14 protein-coding genes are annotated in these 16,201 nt (G+C 64.8%); 10 read left to right on the top strand and 4 right to left on the bottom strand.

What is annotated here, in order from left to right:
* Positions 1-129: 129 nt before the first annotated feature.
* The 10 genes from ACNFCI_RS01315 to ACNFCI_RS01270 all read left to right on the top strand — a co-directional run bounded on the left by ACNFCI_RS01315 (position 130) and on the right by ACNFCI_RS01270 (position 12,557).
* Positions 130-1,533 carry an amino acid permease gene (locus ACNFCI_RS01315; RefSeq protein ID WP_084853962.1) on the top strand — a complete coding sequence of 468 codons (1,404 nt, stop codon included), beginning with the start codon at positions 130-132 and terminating at the stop codon, positions 1,531-1,533.
* A 15-nt stretch (positions 1,534-1,548) separates the two neighbouring features.
* Positions 1,549-2,754 carry an imidazolonepropionase gene (gene hutI / locus ACNFCI_RS01310; protein WP_368828852.1) on the top strand — a complete coding sequence of 402 codons (1,206 nt, stop codon included), beginning with the start codon at positions 1,549-1,551 and terminating at the stop codon, positions 2,752-2,754.
* A 10-nt stretch (positions 2,755-2,764) separates the two neighbouring features.
* The gene (gene hutG / locus ACNFCI_RS01305; RefSeq protein ID WP_324816478.1) at positions 2,765-3,568 is read left to right on the top strand and encodes an N-formylglutamate deformylase; all 804 of its coding nucleotides are present in this window, start codon (positions 2,765-2,767) and stop codon (positions 3,566-3,568) included.
* A gap of 212 nt (positions 3,569-3,780) precedes the next feature.
* Complete coding sequence (gene pip / locus ACNFCI_RS01300) at positions 3,781-4,752, top strand: prolyl aminopeptidase (RefSeq protein ID WP_084853967.1); 972 nt, start codon at positions 3,781-3,783, stop codon at positions 4,750-4,752.
* Positions 4,749-5,186, top strand: coding sequence for a D-aminoacyl-tRNA deacylase (gene dtd, locus ACNFCI_RS01295; RefSeq protein WP_324816475.1), 438 nt, complete (start codon positions 4,749-4,751; stop codon positions 5,184-5,186). Before pip ends, dtd begins: the two co-directional genes overlap by 4 nt.
* Positions 5,187-5,449: 263 nt before the next feature.
* On the top strand, positions 5,450-7,171 hold the full coding sequence (locus ACNFCI_RS01290; RefSeq protein ID WP_084854291.1) for a glucan biosynthesis protein G: 1,722 nt from the start codon (positions 5,450-5,452) through the stop codon (positions 7,169-7,171).
* On the top strand, positions 7,164-9,737 hold the full coding sequence (gene mdoH, locus ACNFCI_RS01285; RefSeq protein WP_368828853.1) for a glucans biosynthesis glucosyltransferase MdoH: 2,574 nt from the start codon (positions 7,164-7,166) through the stop codon (positions 9,735-9,737). The genes ACNFCI_RS01290 and mdoH overlap by 8 nt, the downstream gene beginning before the upstream one ends.
* A gap of 253 nt (positions 9,738-9,990) precedes the next feature.
* Positions 9,991-10,788, top strand: coding sequence for a transporter substrate-binding domain-containing protein (locus tag ACNFCI_RS01280; RefSeq protein ID WP_084854293.1), 798 nt, complete (start codon positions 9,991-9,993; stop codon positions 10,786-10,788).
* A gap of 79 nt (positions 10,789-10,867) precedes the next feature.
* A complete protein-coding gene (locus ACNFCI_RS01275) occupies positions 10,868-11,830 on the top strand; it encodes an amino acid ABC transporter permease (RefSeq protein ID WP_084853972.1) in 963 nt (320 codons plus the stop codon).
* A complete protein-coding gene (locus tag ACNFCI_RS01270) occupies positions 11,823-12,557 on the top strand; it encodes an amino acid ABC transporter ATP-binding protein (RefSeq protein ID WP_324816483.1) in 735 nt (244 codons plus the stop codon). Before ACNFCI_RS01275 ends, ACNFCI_RS01270 begins: the two co-directional genes overlap by 8 nt.
* A 97-nt stretch (positions 12,558-12,654) precedes the next feature.
* Here the strand turns inward: ACNFCI_RS01270 and ACNFCI_RS01265 are convergent, their stop codons facing one another.
* From ACNFCI_RS01265 to tatB, 4 genes are all read right to left on the bottom strand, one after another.
* Positions 12,655-14,256, bottom strand: a complete 1,602-nt coding sequence (locus tag ACNFCI_RS01265) for a methyl-accepting chemotaxis protein (protein WP_084853974.1) — start codon at positions 14,254-14,256, stop codon at positions 12,655-12,657.
* A 94-nt stretch (positions 14,257-14,350) separates the two neighbouring features.
* Positions 14,351-15,058: a 16S rRNA (uracil(1498)-N(3))-methyltransferase gene (locus ACNFCI_RS01260; protein WP_368828854.1), complete on the bottom strand. Its 708-nt coding sequence runs from the start codon at positions 15,056-15,058 to the stop codon at positions 14,351-14,353.
* Complete coding sequence (gene tatC, locus ACNFCI_RS01255) at positions 15,055-15,846, bottom strand: twin-arginine translocase subunit TatC (RefSeq protein ID WP_084853977.1); 792 nt, start codon at positions 15,844-15,846, stop codon at positions 15,055-15,057. The genes ACNFCI_RS01260 and tatC overlap by 4 nt, the downstream gene beginning before the upstream one ends.
* Positions 15,843-16,199 carry a Sec-independent protein translocase protein TatB gene (gene tatB, locus ACNFCI_RS01250; protein ID WP_084853979.1) on the bottom strand — a complete coding sequence of 119 codons (357 nt, stop codon included), beginning with the start codon at positions 16,197-16,199 and terminating at the stop codon, positions 15,843-15,845. The genes tatC and tatB overlap by 4 nt, the downstream gene beginning before the upstream one ends.
* Between the last annotated feature and the right edge of the window lie 2 nt (positions 16,200-16,201).

The following is a 16,201-nucleotide window of genomic DNA, read 5'->3' as shown; positions in this document are numbered from 1 at the left end:
CGCCCTGCGGCCAATCGCCGGCAAGCCCGCGCCCCCACCCAACCCGTGGGAGCCGCCGTGCCCGCGCTTGGCGGCGCCGCAGCCCCCTTATAAATAAACACCACAAGAACAATTCAAGAAGGACGTGACATGCAACAAACCCAAGGTCTCAAGCGCGGGCTATCGGCCCGGCACATTCGTTTCATGGCCCTCGGTTCCGCCATCGGCACCGGGCTGTTCTACGGCTCCGCCTCAGCCATCCAGATGGCCGGCCCGGCCGTCCTGCTGGCCTACCTGATCGGTGGCGCGGCGGTGTTCATGGTCATGCGCGCCCTCGGTGAGATGGCCGTGCACAACCCGGTGGCCGGCTCCTTCGGTCACTATGCCAGTACCTACCTCGGCCCCATGGCGGGCTTCATCCTCGGCTGGACCTACGCTTTCGAGATGGTCATCGTCGCCATTGCCGACGTCACCGCATTCGGGATCTACATGGGCTTCTGGTTCCCGGAGGTGGCCCGCTGGATCTGGGTGCTGGGCATCGTCTTCATCATCGGCGGCCTGAACCTGTGCAACGTCAAGGTCTTCGGCGAAATGGAGTTCTGGCTGTCGCTGCTCAAGGTCGGGGCGATCGTCGCCATGATCCTGGCCGGCTTCGGCATCATGATCTTCGGCCTGGGCCACGCCACCACCGAAACCACCGTCGGTGTGAGCAACCTGGTCAGCAATGGCGGCTTCATGCCCAACGGTATCGGCGGCCTGATCGCCTGCTTCGCCGTGGTGATGTTCGCCTTCGGTGGCATCGAGATCATCGGTGTCACCGCCGGTGAAGCCAAGGACCCGCAACGCGTTATCCCCAAGGCGATCAACGCCGTGCCGCTGCGCATCCTGCTGTTCTACGTGCTCACCCTGTTCGTGCTGATGTGCCTGTACCCATGGCCGCAGATCGGCAGCCAGGGCAGCCCGTTCGTGCAGATCTTCAGCAACCTGGGCATCGGTTCGGCCGCCGCCGTGCTGAACGTGGTGGTGATCTCGGCCGCGGTTTCGGCCATCAACAGCGACATCTTCGGCGCCGGCCGCATGATGTATGGCCTGGCCCAGCAGGGCCATGCACCGCGCAGCTTCGGCAAGCTGTCCCGCCACGGCGTACCATGGATGACCGTGCTGGTGATGGGCGCTGCGCTGCTGGTCGGCGTGCTGCTGAACTACCTGATCCCGGAGAACGTGTTCCTGCTGATCGCCTCGATCGCCACCTTCGCTACCGTGTGGGTGTGGACGATGATCCTGGTCAGCCAGGTGGCCATGCGTCGCCGCCTGAGCGCCGAGCAGGTCGCCGAGCTGAAGTTCCCCGTGCCGTTCTGGCCCTACGGGCCGGCCATGGCCATCGCTTTCATGTTGTTCATCTTTGGTGTACTTGGTTACTTCCCGGATACCCAGGCTGCGTTGATCGTCGGCGTCATCTGGGTGGTGTTCCTGGTGGCCTCCTACCTGTTGTGGTGCAAGCCGCGGGCAGGGCAGGGCCAGCCAGTCCGGGAGCCGGCCGAACTGCACCGCTAGAAACGGAGACCGCTTATGAGAACCCTCTGGCAGCACTGTCACGTGGCGACCATGGCCCAAGGCCGCTACTCGATCATCGAGGATGCAGCGATCGTCACCAACGCGGGGCGGATCGAATGGATCGGCCCACGTGGCGAACAGCCGGCGGTCGACGCCGAGCGTACGGTGGACCTGGGCGGCGCCTGGGTCACCCCGGGGCTGATCGATTGCCACTCCCATGCGGTGTTCGGTGGTAACCGCAGCGGCGAGTTCGAGCAGCGCCTGCAGGGCGTCAGCTACGCCGAGATCGCCGCCCAGGGCGGCGGTATCGCCAGCACCGTGCGGGCGACCCGCGCGGCCAGCGAAGACGAGCTGTTCGCCAGTGCACGCCAGCGGGTCCAGGCATTGATGCGCGATGGCATGACCACGCTGGAGATCAAGTCCGGCTACGGCCTGGACCTGGCCAACGAGCGCAAGATGCTGCGGGTCGCCCGGCGCCTGGGCGAGGAGCTGCCGCTGACCGTGCGTAGCACCTGCCTTGCCGCCCATGCCTTGCCGCCGGAATACGCCGGCCGGGCGGACGACTACATCGCACATATCTGCGACCAGATGCTACCCGCCCTGGCCGAGGAAGGTCTGGTGGACGCGGTGGATGCGTTCTGCGAACACCTGGCATTCTCGCCAGCCCAGGTCGAGAAGGTGTTCATCAAGGCGCGTGAGCTGGGCCTGCCGGTCAAGCTCCACGCCGAGCAGCTGTCATCGCTGCACGGCTCGAGCCTGGCGGCGCGCTACCACGCACTGTCGGCCGACCACCTGGAGTTCATGACCGAGGAAGACGCCATCGCCATGGCCGAGGCCGGCACCGTTGCCGTGCTGCTGCCGGGGGCGTTCTACTTCCTGCGCGAAACCCAGCTGCCGCCAATGGAGGCCCTGCGCCGCCACGGCGTGAAGATCGCCCTGGCCAGCGACTTGAACCCAGGCACTTCGCCTGCGTTGTCGCTACGCCTGATGCTGAACATGGGCTGTACCCTGTTCCGCATGACCCCCGAGGAGGCGCTTGCCGGCGTCACCCAGCACGCTGCCACGGCGTTGGGCCTGGGCGAAAGCCACGGCTCGCTGGAGGTGGGCAAGGTGGCGGACTTCGTCGCCTGGCAAATCGAGCGCCCGGCGGATCTGAGCTACTGGCTCGGTGGCGACCTGCCTAAGCGGGTGGTACGCCTGGGCCATGAGATATCCAACTGAGCGAGGGCACATGGACAAGGTATTGAGTTTTCACCAGGGCCAGCTGCCGCTGCTGATCAGCATGCCTCATGCAGGCCTGGGCCTGACCGAGACCGTGCGTGACGGTTTGGTCGAGCCGGCGCGCAGCCTGCCGGACACCGACTGGCATATCCCACGGCTGTACGATTTCGCCCGGGACCTGGGTGCCAGCGTGGTGGCCGCGGAGTATTCGCGGTTCGTCATCGACCTGAACCGCCCGGATGACGACAAGCCGTTGTATGCCGGCGCCACTACGGGCCTGTACCCGGCGACGCTGTTCGAGGGCGAGCCGTTGTTCAAGGCGGGACAGGAACCCTCGGCGGACGAGCGCAAGGGCTATCTGGAGCAGATCTGGCGGCCATACCACGATACGATCCGACAGGAACTCGCGCGCCTGCGCGAGATTCACGGCTATGCCCTGTTGTGGGATGCCCACTCGATCCGCTCGGTCATCCCGCACCTGTTCGACGGCAAGCTGCCGGACTTCAACCTGGGCACCTTCAACGGCGCCAGCTGCGACCCGGTCCTGGCCGAGCGCCTGTTGGGTGTCTGCGCCCAGGCCCAGGGCTACACCTCTGTGCTCAATGGGCGCTTCAAGGGCGGGCACATCACCCGTCATTACGGCGACCCGGCGAACGATATTCACGCTGTGCAACTGGAGCTGGCGCAGAGCACCTACATGGAAGAGGTCGAGCCGTTCGCCTACCGCGAAGACCTCGCCCAGCCGACCCAGGTGGTGTTGAAGCAGTTGCTGGAAACCGTCTTGGCCTGGGGCAAGGCGCGCTACGGGCGTTGATACTTGGGCTGCCTTGCAGCCCTTTCGCGGCACAAGGCCGTTCCTACAGGGGGCGCGAGGTTCTTGTAGGAGCGGCCTTGTGCCGCGAAAGGGCCGCAAAGCGGCCCCAGTATCCCGATCGACATCCACCTGTTTCACCGCGACACATGCTCAAAGCGCAATTCAGGTTTATGATGCCAGGCGGCAGATTAAATCCTCACACGGAGTGCGCAATGCAGACCCTGTACCCGCAGATCAAACCCTACGCCCGGCACGATCTGGCCGTGGAAGCACCGCATGTACTCTATGTAGACGAAAGCGGATCGCCAGAAGGTCTGCCGGTGGTGTTCATCCACGGTGGCCCGGGCGCTGGCTGCGATGCCCAGAGCCGCTGCTACTTCGACCCCAACCTGTACCGCATCATCACCTTCGACCAGCGCGGTTGCGGGCGCTCCACGCCCCATGCCAGCCTGGAGAACAACACCACCTGGCATCTGGTCGAGGACCTGGAGCGCATCCGCGAGCACCTGGGGATCGACAAATGGGTGCTGTTCGGTGGCTCCTGGGGTTCCACTCTGGCCCTGGCCTATGCCCAGACCCACCCCGAACGCGTCCATGGCCTGATCCTGCGTGGCATCTTCCTGTGCCGCCCCCAGGAGATCCAATGGTTCTACCAGGAAGGGGCCAGCCGTCTGTTCCCAGACTACTGGCAGGACTACATCGCACCGATTCCGCCGGAAGAGCGCGGTGACCTGGTCAAGGCCTTCCACAAGCGCCTGACCGGCAACGACCAGATCGCCCAGATGCACGCCGCCAAGGCCTGGTCCACCTGGGAGGGCCGCACCGCGACGCTGCGTCCCAACCCGCTGGTGGTCGACCGCTTCTCCGAGCCGCAGCGCGCCCTGTCGATCGCCCGTATCGAATGCCACTACTTCATGAACAATGCCTTCCTCGAGCCGGACCAGCTGATCCGCGACCTGCCGAAGATCGCCCATCTGCCCGCGGTAATCGTGCACGGCCGCTACGATGTGATCTGCCCGCTGGAAAACGCCTGGGCGCTGCACCAGGCCTGGCCGAACAGCGAGCTGAAGGTGATCCGCGACGCCGGCCATGCTGCCTCCGAGCCGGGTATCACCGATGCCCTGGTGCGCGCCGCCGACCAGATGGCCCGCCGCCTGCTCGACCTGCCCCTGGAAGAAGCATGAAGGGCCTGCTGCAGCGCGTGCGGGGCGCGCGGGTAGAGGTGGAGGGGGAAATCGTCGGCGCTATCGACCAAGGCCTGCTGGTGCTGGTGGCGGTGGAGCCGGGGGACACCCGCGAGCACGCCGACAAGCTTTTGCACAAGCTGCTCAACTACCGTGTGTTCAGCGACCCCCAGGGCAAGATGAACCTGTCGCTCAAGGACATCGGCGGCGGCTTGCTGCTGGTGTCCCAGTTCACCTTGGCTGCCGACACTCGCAACGGCATGCGCCCAAGCTTCTCCACCGCGGCGCCGCCGGCCCTCGGCGCCGAATTGTTCGACTACCTGCTCGAGCGAGCCCGCGCCGCGCACGACGCTGTCGCCAGCGGCCGTTTCGGTGCCGATATGCAGGTGCATTTAGTCAATGATGGCCCTGTGACATTTATGTTACAAATTTGAGCTTAAAAACCCTATGTTTGCGTGAAAAACAAGAGGGTTTGTACGATAAATAGTTGTTCCAGCCTGATGCGTTGTAACGCGCTCTGCTGGATAATCGCGCGCTGCGTGAGCCTGCGTCCGTGGGCTCGTTTCACTCTGACTCGAGCATTGTCTGGAACCGTTTGGGGAATCATTGGGCCCTCACGGGGTCCGAACAGTGCTCGCCAACCCGGCATTGGTCGCTGGCCGTTGGTTTCATGATCTGTTTTCGGCGAGGGTTGCTCGTGATTGTAAGTCCCTGTATTGCACAAAGAATCCCCGGAAATCGGCTACGCAAGGCCCTGGTGGCTGGCGTCGCACTGTTTGGCCTGATGAGCGCTGGCCAGCTGTGGGCATTCAATCTTGACGATGTTGCAGCCAAGGCAAAGGATCTGGCCGGCCAGAAGTACGAAGCACCCAAGAGCAATCTGCCGGCGGTGTTCCGTGACATGAAATTCGCGGACTACCAAAAGATCCGTTTCATCCAGGAAAAGGCCGAGTGGGCCAAGGACAAGACGCCGTTCAAGTTGTCCTTCTATCACCAGGGCATGCACTTCGACACGCCGGTGAAGATCAACCAGGTCACCGCCACCACCGTCGAGGAGATCAAGTACGACCCGAGCCGTTTCGAGTTCGGCGACGTACCCCATGACCCCAAGACCGTCGAGAACCTGGGCTACGCCGGTTTCCGCGTGCTCTACCCGATCAACAAGGCCGGCAAGCAGGACGAGATCATGACCCTGCTGGGCGCCAGCTACTTCCGCGTGGTCGGCAAGGGCCACGTGTACGGTCTGTCGGCCCGCGGCCTGGCCATCGACACCGCATTGCCGTCGGGCGAGGAGTTCCCGCGCTTCCGCGAATTCTGGGTCGAGAAGCCCAAGCCCACCGACAAGCACCTGGTGATCTACGCCCTGCTGGACTCGCCGCGCTCCACCGGTGCCTACAAGCTGATCCTGCGTCCGGGCAGCGACACGCTGGTGGACGTCAAGTCCAAGGTGTTCCTGCGTGATCACGTCAGCCGCCTGGGCGTTGCCCCGCTGACCAGCATGTACCTGTTCGGCAGCAACCAGCCATCCAAGGTCCTCAACTACCGGCCGGCCCTGCACGACTCCGAAGGCCTGTCGATCCACGCCGGCAACGGCGAGTGGCTGTGGCGCCCGCTGAACAACCCCAAGCACCTGGCCGTGAGCAGCTTCAGCGTGGAGAACCCGCGTGGTTTCGGCCTGCTGCAGCGCCAGCGTGAGTTCAGCCACTACGAAGACCTCGACGACAACTACCAGAAGCGTCCGAGCGCCTGGATCGAACCCCGTGGCGATTGGGGTAAAGGTACTGTCGACCTGGTCGAGATCCCCACCGCCGACGAGACCAACGACAACATCGTTGCCTTCTGGAGCCCGGAGAAACTGCCCGAGCCGGGCAAGCCGGTGGAGTTCGAATACCGCCTGCGCTGGACCATCGACGAGTCCCAGCTGCACGCGCCGGAGTTGGGCTGGGTCAAGCAGACCATGCGTTCGACCGGTGATGTGAAGCAGTCCAACCTGATCCGTGAAGCCGACGGCAGCGTGGCCTTCCTGGTCGACTTCGAAGGCCCGGCGCTGGCCGCCCTGCCTGAGGACACCGCCCTGCGCAGCCAGGTCAGCGTGGGCGACAACGCCGAGGTGGTCGAGAACAACCTGCGCTACAACCCTGAAATCAAGGGCTGGCGCCTGACCCTGCGGTTGAAGGTCAAGGACCCGAGCAAGTCCACCGAGATGCGTGCCGCGCTGGTACGCGACGTTCCGGTGGAACCGGCCAAGCCGGCCAAGGAAGGCAAGCAGGAAAAGGCCGCCGGCAAGCACGCCAAGGCCGAGAAAGCCGTCAAGGCTGAACAACCTGCCGCCGATGCGGCGCCCACCAACGGGGCCCCGGCCACCACCGAGAAGGTGATGACCGAGACCTGGAGCTATCAGTTGCCTGCCGATGAGTAACTCAAGCGCCCGGCCAGAATCGCTTGCCGAATACCTGGCCCACCTACCACTGAGCGATGAGCAGCGGGCAGAACTTGCCAGCTGCACCTCGTTCAGTGAGCTGCACCAACGCCTGGCGGCCCATCCGGCCGCCAATGCCACCGAGGCCGTGCAGGCCTCGGTGGGCCCTCGCCTGACCGTGGGCAGCGCCGCCGAGCTGGAAGAGGCCGAAATGCTCGGCGTCGACGCCGGCGGGCGGCTGTGCCTGAAGATCGCGCCGCCGATCAAGCGTACCCGCGTGGTGCCCGAACCCTGGCGCACCAATGTGCTGGTGCGCATGTGGCGGCGCCTCACCGGGCGTACCAACGCCCCGCAGCCGCCCAAGCGCGAGCTGCCACCGGCCCGCTGGCGCCGGGTCGGCTCCCTGCGTCGCTACATCCTGCTGCTGCTGATGATCGGCCAGACCCTCGTGGCCGGCTGGTACATGAAGGGCATCCTGCCTTACCAGGGCTGGTCGTTCGTCTCGCTCGACGAGATCATGGCCCAGACCTTCTGGGAAACCGTGGTGCAGGTTTGGCCGTACGCCTTGCAGACCTCCATCCTGGTCTTGTTCGGCATCCTGTTCTGCTGGGTGTCGGCAGGTTTCTGGACCGCGCTGATGGGCTTTCTCGAGCTGCTCACCGGGCGTGACAAGTACCGTATCTCCGGCAGCAGCGCCGGCAGCGAGCCGATCGCGCCCCAGGCGCGTACCGCATTGGTGATGCCGATCTGCAACGAGGACGTGCCGCGGGTCTTCGCGGGCCTGCGCGCGACCTTCGAGTCGGTGGCCGCCACGGGCGACCTGGACCGCTTCGACTTCTTCGTGCTCAGCGACACCAACGACACCGACATCGCCGTCGCCGAGCAGCAGGCCTGGCTCGAGGTGTGCCGCGAAGCCAAAGGTTTCGGGCGCATCTTCTATCGCCGCCGCCGCCGCCGCGTGAAGCGCAAGAGCGGCAACCTGGACGACTTCTGCCGTCGCTGGGGTGGTGAGTACAAATATATGGTCGTGCTCGACGCCGACAGCGTCATGAGCGGCGAGTGCCTGACCAGCCTGGTGCGCCTGATGGAGGCCAACCCGGACGCGGGCATCATCCAGACCGCGCCGAAGGCGTCGGGCATGGACACTCTCTATGCACGCATCCAGCAGTTCGCCACCCGTGTCTACGGCCCGCTGTTCACCGCCGGCCTGCACTTCTGGCAGCTGGGCGAATCGCACTATTGGGGCCACAACGCGATCATTCGCATGAAGCCCTTCATCGAGCACTGCGCCCTGGCGCCGCTGCCGGGCAAGGGGGCCTTCGCTGGTGCGATCCTCTCCCACGACTTCGTCGAAGCCGCGCTGATGCGCCGTGCCGGCTGGGGCGTGTGGATCGCCTACGATCTGCCGGGCAGCTACGAGGAGCTGCCGCCGAACCTGCTCGACGAGCTCAAGCGCGACCGGCGCTGGTGCCACGGCAACCTGATGAACTTCCGCCTGTTCCTGGTAAAAGGCATGCATCCGGTGCACCGTGCGGTGTTCCTCACCGGCGTGATGTCGTACCTGTCGGCGCCGCTGTGGTTCTTCTTCCTGGTGCTTTCGACCGCATTGCTGGCTACCAATACCCTGATGGAGCCGCAGTACTTCATCGAGCCGTTCCAGCTCTACCCACTGTGGCCGCAATGGCACCCGGAGAAGGCCATCGCGCTGTTCTCCACCACCATCGTGCTGCTGTTCCTGCCCAAGCTGCTGAGCATCGTGCTGATCTGGGCCAAGGGCGCCACCGAGTTCGGCGGGCGCATCAAGGTCACCTTGTCGATGCTGATCGAGATGCTGTTCTCCATGCTGCTGGCGCCGGTGCGGATGATCTTCCACACCCGCTTCGTCCTGGCTGCGTTCCTCGGCTGGGCGGCGACCTGGAACTCGCCGCAGCGTGACGATGACTCCACCCCGTGGAGCGAAGCCGTGCGTCGCCACGGCCCGCAGACCCTGCTGGGCATCGCCTGGGCGGCGCTGGTGGCCTGGCTGAACCCGAGCTTCCTGTGGTGGCTGGCGCCGATCGTGGGCTCGTTGGTGCTGTCGATTCCGGTGTCGGTGATTTCCAGCCGTGTGCGCCTGGGCCTGAGCGCCAAGGACGAAAAGCTGTTCCTGATCCCTGAGGAATATGCGACCCCGCATGAGTTGCTGGCCACCGACCAGTACACCCACGAAAACCGTTGGCATGCCATGCATGACGGGTTCGTTCGGGCGGTGGTCGACCCGCGCCAGAACGCCCTGGCTTGTGCCATGGCCACTGCACGGCACGGTCAGGCTACACCGATCGAAGCACTGCGTGCCGAGCGTGTCGCCAAGGCGCTGGAAGTCGGGCCCAAGGGGCTGGACGGCAACACCCGCCTGGCACTGCTGAGCGACCCGGTGGCGCTGTCGCGCCTGCATGAGCAGGTCTGGGCCACGCACAACGAGGCGTGGATCGGGGTGTGGCGCAACTCCATCACCAGCGACCCGCATTCACCCTTGCTGCCGCTGCATCCGGACAATCAGGCCCAGCCTTCGCTGGTTGGCGCCTGATCCCTCCCAAGGGGCCGCTGTGCGGCCCATCGCAGCACAAGCCCGCTCCTACACATTGCACGTCCCCTGTAGGAGCGGCCTTGTGCCGCGATCGAGGGCGCAGCCCTCGTCATCTCTTCGATTTTGGCCAACAAAGTCCCCCCTGGCTCTAGGTCCCAGCCTGCGCATGCGTTAGCATCCACCTCGATATGTATCGGTCTGACGACCTTCCAACAATAAAATTCGCACTACTTTGCTAGGGGACCTGGTGATGATGAAAAAATACCTGTCGCGACTCCTGGTCGGTGTCACCGCGCTAGTCGCGGTAACCGCCGCCCAGGCGGGGGCCATCGAAGACGCGGTCAAGCGCGGCACGCTGCGGGTCGGCATGGACCCTACCTACATGCCCTTCGAGATGACCAACAAGCGCGGCGAGATCATCGGCTTCGAGGTCGACATCCTCAAGGCCATGGCCAAGTCCATGGGCGTCAAGCTGGAGACCGTCTCCACCGCCTATGACGGCATCATCCCGGCCCTGCTGACCGACAAGTTCGATATGATCGGCAGCGGCATGACCCTCACCCAGGAACGCAACCTGCGGCTGAACTTCAGCGAACCCTTCATCGTGGTCGGCCAGACCCTGCTGATCCGCAAGGAGCTAGCGGGCGAGATCAAGTCGTACAAGGACTTGAACAACGAGAAGTACCGCATCACCTCCAAGCTCGGTACCACCGGTGAGATGGTCGCCAAGAAGCTGATCAGCAAGGCCAAGTACCACGGCTACGACAACGAGCAGGAAGGCGTGATGGATGTGGTCAACGGCAAGGCCGATGCCTTCGTTTACGACGCGCCGTACAACGTGGTGGCGGTGGACAAGGCCGGTGCCGGCAAGCTGCTGTTCCTCGAAGAACCCTTCACCTACGAGCCGCTGGCCTTCGGCCTGAAGAAAGGCGACTACGACAGCATCAACTTCATCAACAACTTCCTGCACCAGATCAAGAACGACGGGACCTACGATCGTATCCACGACAAGTGGTTCAAGAACAAGGACTGGCTGAAGGAAATGGAATAAGGCCCAGGCCACAAGCCCGGCTTTATCACCCCGACGCGCAGGCAAACCCTGCGCGTTCGCTTTTACGGAAGTACCCCAATTGATCAAGCACAAGAAAGCCCAGTGGCCCTGGCACGGGTTGACCGCGCTGGTACTGGTGGGGCTGGCGTTCAGCCTCTACCTGGCCACCTCGATGATTTCCTATGAGTGGCGCTGGAACCGCGTCCCCCAGTATTTCGCCTACAAGGCCGAAGAGACCCAGCGCGCTGCCGACTACGGTACGGTCCAAGAGATCGTGGTCAGCGGCGACACCGCGCGCGTCACCCTCAAGGACGAAAGCGGCGGCCAGCAGGTCGTGGAGGTGGACAAGGACAGCATGCTGCTCAGCCGTGGTGACGATGTCGCCGAAGGCGATGCGATCGGCGTGACCCGCCATTGGGCGGCCGGCCCGTTGGCGTGGGGCTTATGGACCACCCTGTGGATCTCGGTGGTGTCCGGTGCCCTGGGCCTGGTGATCGGCCTGTTCGCCGGGCTGTGCCGGCTGTCGAACAACCCGACCCTGCGTGACCTGTCCACGGTGTATGTCGAACTGGTGCGCGGCACGCCGCTGCTGGTACAGATCTTCATCTTCTACTTCTTCATCGGCACCGTGCTCAACCTGTCCCGGGAGTTCGCCGGGGTGGCGGCGCTGGCGCTGTTCACCGGCGCCTACGTGGCCGAGATCGTGCGCGCCGGTGTGCAGTCCATCGCCAAAGGCCAGAACGAGGCGGCGCGCTCGCTGGGCCTGAACGCCAGCCAATCGATGCGCCATGTGATCCTGCCCCAGGCCTTCAAGCGCGTGCTGCCGCCACTGGCGGGGCAGTTCATCAGCCTGGTCAAGGACACCTCGCTGGTCTCGGTGATCGCCATCACCGAACTGACCAAGAGCGGCCGCGAGGCCATCACCACCTCGTTCTCGACTTTCGAGATCTGGTTCTGCGTGGCAGGCCTGTACCTGCTGATCAACCTGCCGCTGTCGCACATCGCCAGCCGGCTCGAGCGGAGGCTTGCGCAAAGTGATTGAAGTCCGTGACCTGGTAAAAGTCTTCGACACCCGCGGCCAGGTGGTGCGCGCGGTGGACAACGTCACCACCGGCGTGGCCAAGGGCGAGGTGGTGGTGGTGCTTGGGCCGTCTGGCTCGGGCAAGTCGACCTTCCTGCGTTGCCTCAATGGCCTCGAGCATTTCGACATGGGGCATGTGTCCATCGACGGCCTGCAGCTGGATGACCCGAAGACCGACATCAACGCCTACCGCCGCGAAGTCGGCATGGTGTTCCAGCATTTCAACCTGTTCCCGCACATGACCGTGCTGGAGAACCTGTGCCTGGCCCAGAAGGTGGTGCGCAAGCGCAGCAAGGCCGAGCGCGAAGCCAAGGCCAAGGCGCTGCTGGAGAAGGTGGGCATCGGCCAGAAGGCCAACGAGTACCCGTCGCGGTTGTCCGGCGGCCAGCAGCAACGGGTGGCCATCGCCCGGGCCCTGGCGATGGATCCCAAGGTCATGCTGTTCGACGAACCGACCTCGGCGCTGGACCCGGAGATGGTGGGCGAGGTGCTGGATGTGATGAAGACCCTGGCCCAGGAGGGCATGACCATGGTCTGCGTGACCCACGAGATGGGCTTTGCCCGGGAAGTGGCCGACCGTGTCCTGTTCTTCGACCATGGCAAGTTGCTGGAGGACTCGCCGCCGCAGCAGTTCTTCGCCGCGCCCAAGGACCCACGGGCCCAGGCGTTCCTGCGTCAGGTGCTGTGACCGCCGGGGCCGCCAAGGCGGCCATCGCGGGGCCAGCCCGCTCCCACAGGGTGCGCTGTGAGAGCGGGCGTTGTGCGATTGGGCTGCGCAGCAGGCCTTAGAGCCTGAACCGCCCAACCAGCCCTTGCAGGTGCGTCCCCAGCCGTGCCAGTTCGACGGTCGAGCTCGCCGTCTCTTCGCTCGCCGCCGAGGTCTGGTCGGAAATATCCCGTACGTTCATCACGCTCCGGTTGATCTCCTCGGCCGTGGCACTCTGCTGCTCCGCCGCGGTGGCGATCTGCTGGTTCATCGCCTGGATCGCCGACACGGTGCGGGTGATGGTCGCCAGCGAGCCGCCGGCACGGCGGGTCAGTTCGACGCTGCTGTCGGTCAGCGCACGGCTGCCATCCATCACGCCAGCGACTCGCTGGGTGCCGTTCTGCAGGCTGGCGATCAGCTCCTCGATTTCCTCCGTGGACTGCTGGGTACGCTGGGCCAGGCTGCGTACTTCGTCGGCCACCACGGCGAAGCCTCGGCCGGCCTCGCCAGCCCGGGCCGCCTCGATAGCAGCATTGAGCGCCAGCAGGTTGGTCTGCTGGGCCACCGACTTGATCACGTCCAGCACGCTGCCGATCTTTTCGCTTTCGTCCTTGAGCTGGTTCATGGCTTCGCTGGAGTTGATCACTTCGTTGGCCAGGCGCTCGATCTGGGCGATGGCTTCACCCACCACCCGGTCCCCTTCGCGCGCCTGCTGGTCGGCTGCCACGGCAGCCTCCGAGGCTTGTTCGGCGTTGCGTGCCACCTCGTGCACCGTGGCGGCCATTTCGTTCATCGCCGTGGCCACCTGGTCGGTCTCTATCTTCTGGTTGTTGACGCCGGCACTGGTCTGCTCGGTAACGGCCGACAACTGTTCGGCGGCGCTGGCGATCTGGGTGACGCCATCGCCGATACCGCCGATCAACTCCCGTAGCCCCTGGGTCATGCGTTGCATGCTGGCCTGCAGCTGGCCCAGCTCGTCACGACGCTGCACCGGCGGCTCCTGGCGCAAGTCGCCACTGGCCACACGTTCGGCGGCGGCCAGGGTCTGGCGCAGGGGCGCTACGATCTGGCGGGTGATAGCCCAGGCGGCCAGCAGGCCGAGCAGCAGCGCCAGGGTCGTAGCCCCGGCCAGGGTCTGCTTGGCCTTGCGGGTGCCGGCATCGCGTACCGCAGTCTGCGAGGTGGTCAAGGCCTGGCTCGTATTTTTGAGCACAGTGCCTTGCGCGGCCATGTGCTCCAGGGCCTGCTGGCTGGCCGCCATGGCGTCGTCGACCAGATTGCCGCGGCGCTGGTCGGCCTGCTTGAGCCGGTCGAACGCCTGACGATACTGGCGGGTGGCCTCGAGCTGCTGTTGCAGACGCTGCTGGTCGGCGGGCTGTTCGATCTGCCCGAGCATCGTCTGGATCTGCTGTTCCAGGTGATCGAGGGTCTTCTCCAGTTCGCCGATCGCGGCCTGGTCGTGGCTTGTCTGGTAGTTGAGCCGGGCGATGCGCAGGTCCTGGGTGGTCTCGTAGATCATCGAGATATTACCCAGCTTGTCACCCCGGTTGGTGACGTTGTCCAGGCTGATCCAGCCGGTCACGGTGATGGCCAGGGTCAAGAGCAATACCAGGCCGAAACCGAAACCCAGCTTGCGATTGACGCTCATATTCCCCAGCGACTGGTTAAACCATCGGTACATGTTCTACTCCCCGGCAACGGTAGCATTTTTGTAATGTTGCCTAGGCCATCGGCCTGTACCGGGGAAACTTGACGGGGTGAGCCTGACCCGTCCGTCAGAAAATACGCGAGAGCAGTGCCGTGACGGCGGTTTCCACGCGCAGGATGCGATCGCCCAACTGCACCGGTGCCAGGCCAGCCTTGCCCAGCAGGTCGACTTCATAGGGGATCCAGCCGCCTTCAGGGCCGATCGCCAGGGTAACCGGCTCCTCGACCGCGCGCGGGCAGGCGGGGTAGGGGCCGGGGTGACCGACCAGGCCCAGGGTGCCGTTGGCGATCGCTGGTAGACGGTCTTCGACGAACGGCTTGAAGCGTTTTTCGATGATCACCTCGGGCAGCACCGTGTCGCGTGCCTGCTCCAGGCCCAGGATCAGGTTCTCGCGGATGGTCTCGGGGTTCAGGAACGGGGTCTGCCAGAAGCTTTTCTCGACCTTGTAGCTGTTGACCAGGATCAGCCGCGGCACCCCCAGGGTGGCGACCGTCTGGAACAGGCGGCGCAGCATCTTGGGGCGCGGTACGGCAAGGATCAGCGTCAGCGGCAGCTTGGCCGGTGGTGGCTGGTCGAAGGCAACCTGCAGCTCGGCCTCATGGCCCTCCAGGCGCAGCACGCTGGCCTGGCCCATCAGCCCGCCGATGCGGCCGACCCGCAAGGTGTCCCCCACCGCCACGCGATGGATCTCCTGCATGTGGGTGAAGCGCCGATCAGCCAGCACCACACGGTCGGCCGCGATGAAATCGGCCTCCTCGAGCAACAACAGGTTCACGATTGGGTCGCTGGCGGTTGGTCGTTATGGTCGTCCGGTGCGCCTTCCTGGGCGTGGCTGCGCTTGCGGATCAGGCTGCCGCAGAGCACGCCTACCTCGAACAGCATCCACATGGGCACGGCGAGCAGGGTCTGGGAGAAGATATCCGGCGGTGTCAGGACCATGCCGACGACGAAGCAGCCGATGATCACGTAGGGGCGGATCTTCTTCAGATATTGCACGTCCACCACGCCGATCCACACCAGCAGCACCACGGCCACCGGAATCTCGAAGGCGACGCCGAAGGCGAAGAACAGCGTCATGACGAAGTCCAGGTAGCTGGCAATGTCCGTCATCATCGATACGCCTTCAGGCGTGGCGCTGGCGAAGAAGCCGAAGATCAGCGGGAACACCAGGAAATAGGCGAACGCCATGCCGGCGTAGAACAGCAGGATGCTCGACACCAGCAGCGGGATGGCGATGCGTTTTTCATGGCGATACAGCCCTGGCGCGATGAAGCCCCAGATCTGCTGGAGAATGAATGGGATGGCCAGGAACAGCGAGACGATCATGGTCAGCTTGAACGGCGTCAGGAACGGCGAAGCCACGTCGGTGGCGATCATCGTCGCGTTGGCCGGCAAGTGCGCGCGCAAGGGCGCCGAGACCAGGGTGTAGATCTGCTGGGCGAAGGAGAACAGCCCGGCGAAGATCAGGAAGACGGCGGCAACGCAGCGCAGCAGGCGGGTGCGCAGCTCGGTCAGGTGCGAGACCAGCGGCATCGGCTGGTCGGTTTCCGGTCTATCGCTCATGGGGCTCGTGGCGGTTGGGGAGGCTCGGATGGCGTGGCCGGGGCCGCAGGGTGGCTCGCCGTCGGGTTGGCAGGTGCTTCGGTGCTGCTCGGCTGGGCCGGTGGCGTCTGCGGGTTGAGGATGCGCCGGGCCTCCTGTTCCATCGACAGGATGTGCTCGTTGTGCAGCTGGCGGCGGATCTCGTCGGCGCCGATCTCACGCTCGACTTCCATCTTGATGCTGTTGAAGCTGCGCTTGAGCCGGCCGATCCACAGGCCTGCGGTGCGGGCGGCACCGGGCAGGCGCTCGGGGCCGAGCACCAGCAGGGCGACCAGGCCGACGAGCAGCAGCTCGCTGAAGCTGATGCCGAACATGG

It is taken from the genome of Pseudomonas sp. NY15356, from assembly GCF_048068175.1.
Lineage (GTDB): Bacteria > Pseudomonadota > Gammaproteobacteria > Pseudomonadales > Pseudomonadaceae > Aquipseudomonas > Aquipseudomonas putida_K.
This window is presented reverse-complemented; position numbering and strand designations above follow the sequence as displayed.

Bases quoted from the DNA above. Each gene is read 5' to 3' on its own strand.
- ACNFCI_RS01315 (WP_084853962.1), top strand. From the start codon at position 130: ATGCAACAAACCCAAGGTCTCAAGCGCGGGCTATCGGCCCGGCACATT.
- hutI (WP_368828852.1), top strand. From the start codon at position 1,549: ATGAGAACCCTCTGGCAGCACTGTCACGTGGCGACCATGGCCCAAGGC.
- hutG (WP_324816478.1), top strand. From the start codon at position 2,765: ATGGACAAGGTATTGAGTTTTCACCAGGGCCAGCTGCCGCTGCTGATC.
- pip (WP_084853967.1), top strand. From the start codon at position 3,781: ATGCAGACCCTGTACCCGCAGATCAAACCCTACGCCCGGCACGATCTG.
- dtd (WP_324816475.1), top strand. From the start codon at position 4,749: ATGAAGGGCCTGCTGCAGCGCGTGCGGGGCGCGCGGGTAGAGGTGGAG.
- mdoH (WP_368828853.1), top strand. From the start codon at position 7,164: ATGAGTAACTCAAGCGCCCGGCCAGAATCGCTTGCCGAATACCTGGCC.
- ACNFCI_RS01280 (WP_084854293.1), top strand. From the start codon at position 9,991: ATGAAAAAATACCTGTCGCGACTCCTGGTCGGTGTCACCGCGCTAGTC.
- ACNFCI_RS01265 (WP_084853974.1), bottom strand. From the start codon at position 14,256: ATGTACCGATGGTTTAACCAGTCGCTGGGGAATATGAGCGTCAATCGC.
- tatC (WP_084853977.1), bottom strand. From the start codon at position 15,846: ATGAGCGATAGACCGGAAACCGACCAGCCGATGCCGCTGGTCTCGCAC.
- tatB (WP_084853979.1), bottom strand. From the start codon at position 16,199: ATGTTCGGCATCAGCTTCAGCGAGCTGCTGCTCGTCGGCCTGGTCGCC.